This window comes from Candidatus Cloacimonadota bacterium (genome assembly GCA_020532355.1).
Taxonomy (GTDB): domain Bacteria; phylum Cloacimonadota; class Cloacimonadia; order Cloacimonadales; family Cloacimonadaceae; genus UBA5456.
In genome coordinates, this window is sequence record JAJBBD010000145.1 from 1 (window position 1) to 2,548 (window position 2,548).

Below are 2,548 nucleotides of genomic sequence, written 5' to 3' on the forward strand. Positions count from 1 at the left end.
GAGTATTCTTTGCCTAGAATAATCGCTATTTTGAGACCCTTGCACATCCATGTATAGCAGATTGTTATGCACAAGATCTCAGTTTGGTGGGTTTATTCTGATCGTAGCTATGTTAAGCCACCATCCTTGTAGTATGAATCTTCGCCTCATGCCCAGATTATTCAGCGGTCTTGTTTTGTAGAATACTTTCGGCTCTCTTTCAAACTAAGTGGGCGCTATGGATCTACCGACAATTCTTCAAATGGGCGCTTCAAACGAGCACCCATACAGTACAGGCGGACACTGTTCCGACAAGGGGAACCAGTGCGAGGGACGGGATTGCAAGCTGGGCTGGCAAGCTCTGAATGTCACAGCGAGCAGAGCTCGCTTTTGAAGGCAGCTTCGCTGCCTCTGCCAAGCAGGAGCTTGGCAGCCCAAGCAACAACACAAACAGCGCAGCCCAAACGGCTCTGTGATGGGGTGGCAAGCTCCTGCTTGTTGCAAATGCGGCTACAAGTTGCACCTACCTTTGGGGTGGCAAGCTCTGGTTGCCACAGCGAGCAGAGCTCGCTTCTGAAGGCAGCTTCGCTGCCTCTGCCAAGCAGGAGCTTGGCAGCCCAAGCAGCACAAACAGCGCAGCCCAAACGGCTCTGTGATGGGGAGGCAAACTCCTGCTTGTTGCAAATGCGGCTACAAGTTGCACCTACCTTTGGGCTGGCAAGCTCTGGTTGCCACAGCGAGCGCAGCTCGCTTCTGAAGGCAGCTCCGCTGCCTCCTTGGCAGCCCATTTCCGGCTCGCACCTACTCGAACCAAAAGAGAGCCATACTTTCTACCAAACATTGGTATTGCAGTAAAACCAAGAGACCGGCTTTTTAAACCGGTCTCTTTCTATTTATGATATTTGGGAATCTATTGGAGTTCGTTCCATACCTTTATCAACAGATTTTTGCTATCTTCCAGTTCCATGTAAGAAAGGGGAAAGGTAAAAAGGTAGGAGCGGGAATTCAAGAAATTATTGTCATTTACTTTGCGCATCCCAATAGTCCTGCCGGAATACTGATCATACTGTTCTTGATCGGGAGGAAAAACCGGATAATCTACAGGTTTACACCCAAGTGTATAGATGCTTTCACCGTAATGTTGCGGAATGCCATCTTCTTCATTGAAATAGGCAACTGCTGATAGACCTTCACGCATTTCAATTATGCTATTAATCCAAACCCCCGTTGAGCCTTCATCGGTGTACCTAAGATTAATATCAGGAAAGTCTTGTTGTCCATTTGCCTTAATCATAAAAGGGTTAGCAGCTATGCTGGCTCCAACCTCCGAAAATTGGGGCTCTCTAGGTATGCCCATCGCGTCAAGAAGAATGGTTGGAGGCAAATAACCATCAGATGCTGAAACTAGTAGCTTCTTTGAAATACCTTCGATGTCTTCCCTAAATCTGTTACTATGCGATATCATCAAGTTCCCACCATTTCGCAGATAAAGAGTTAAGGCATCAATATCGTATTTTAAGTTGCCTACACCATTAGGGTTATCACTATGATATAATACAAGTTTATAATTCTGGAGCAAACCAAACGAGAGTCTTCTCAAGCGAAAATCCTCAGGTAGAGGAGTACTATCATTTCCGTTGTAATCTACATATTGAACTTGATCTGCGCTAAGCCCCAGTCCGCTAACCATATTCGCATAAATCTCGTCAACAATGTCTTCGGGCGAAGTATTGTTGTCATTTACATCATCATCAACTACAAGTATCCCCTGCCTTTGTGATGGCGGAGTGAAGGGGTGTACATAAAGATCCAAAACAGCCGGCTCATCAGAATACTCTTCCTGAGTGTCCTCACAACGAACTTCAAAACGATGTAGTCCCGGACTTAAATTATCGGAAGTGAGCACAATAGATTGGCGCAGAGGCGATGATACCGGTACTCGTAACCAAGTGGTACCATCATCGTCAGTAACAAAATACTCAGGATCCGAAAAAGCGGGGAAGTAAAAAGGTTCATTATCATATCGAAGATGAAAGTGAGTTATCTCACTATAGTAGTTTACTGGAGAGCCTGATGAATTATCGCTTAGGACAACGTCCGCTTTTTTATCAAAATATGAATTATCGGCATCAACATGGGTAAAATATTCGCCGTTATCTTTCACGTATTCGCCCCACCATCCCCAGCGTAAATAAACCTTTAGATTACTGCTATACACCACTGAATAAACCGTTTGTAATCCATCGTCAGTTTCCAGATTTTCCCTGAATAGTCCGGTTCCATATTTTATGCCTCCTCCAGAAAGGAAACTAGGGGCTGGATCTACATTGTTATTGATATCGTTATAATCTTCAAAGTGATAATCACCCAACCCATAAATCTTTTTGTGATATAGCAAGGTGCGAGGTTTAAAGCCCGGTTTAACTTTAAACTCGACAGTAGAAACACGAACTCCACCTTCCGTTTCTTCGTTTTCGTCGGAATATACACCGGCAAGATTCTCTGCTCTGCCCACCACTCTGGTGATAGTACCTAAAAACGTGCCATCCTCAGTATAGTCCGGTTCCAA

At 45.0% G+C, this 2,548-nt stretch carries 2 protein-coding genes; both read right to left on the reverse strand.

Going from position 1 to position 2,548, the window contains the following annotated elements:
* Positions 1-347: 347 nt before the first annotated feature.
* Entirely contained in the window at positions 348-767 is a 420-nt protein-coding gene (locus tag LHW48_05400) for a hypothetical protein (GenBank protein ID MCB5259899.1), read from the reverse strand.
* Positions 768-889: 122 nt separating this feature from the next.
* On the reverse strand, positions 890-2,548 hold a 1,659-nt coding region (locus LHW48_05405; protein MCB5259900.1), incomplete at its 5' end, for a hypothetical protein.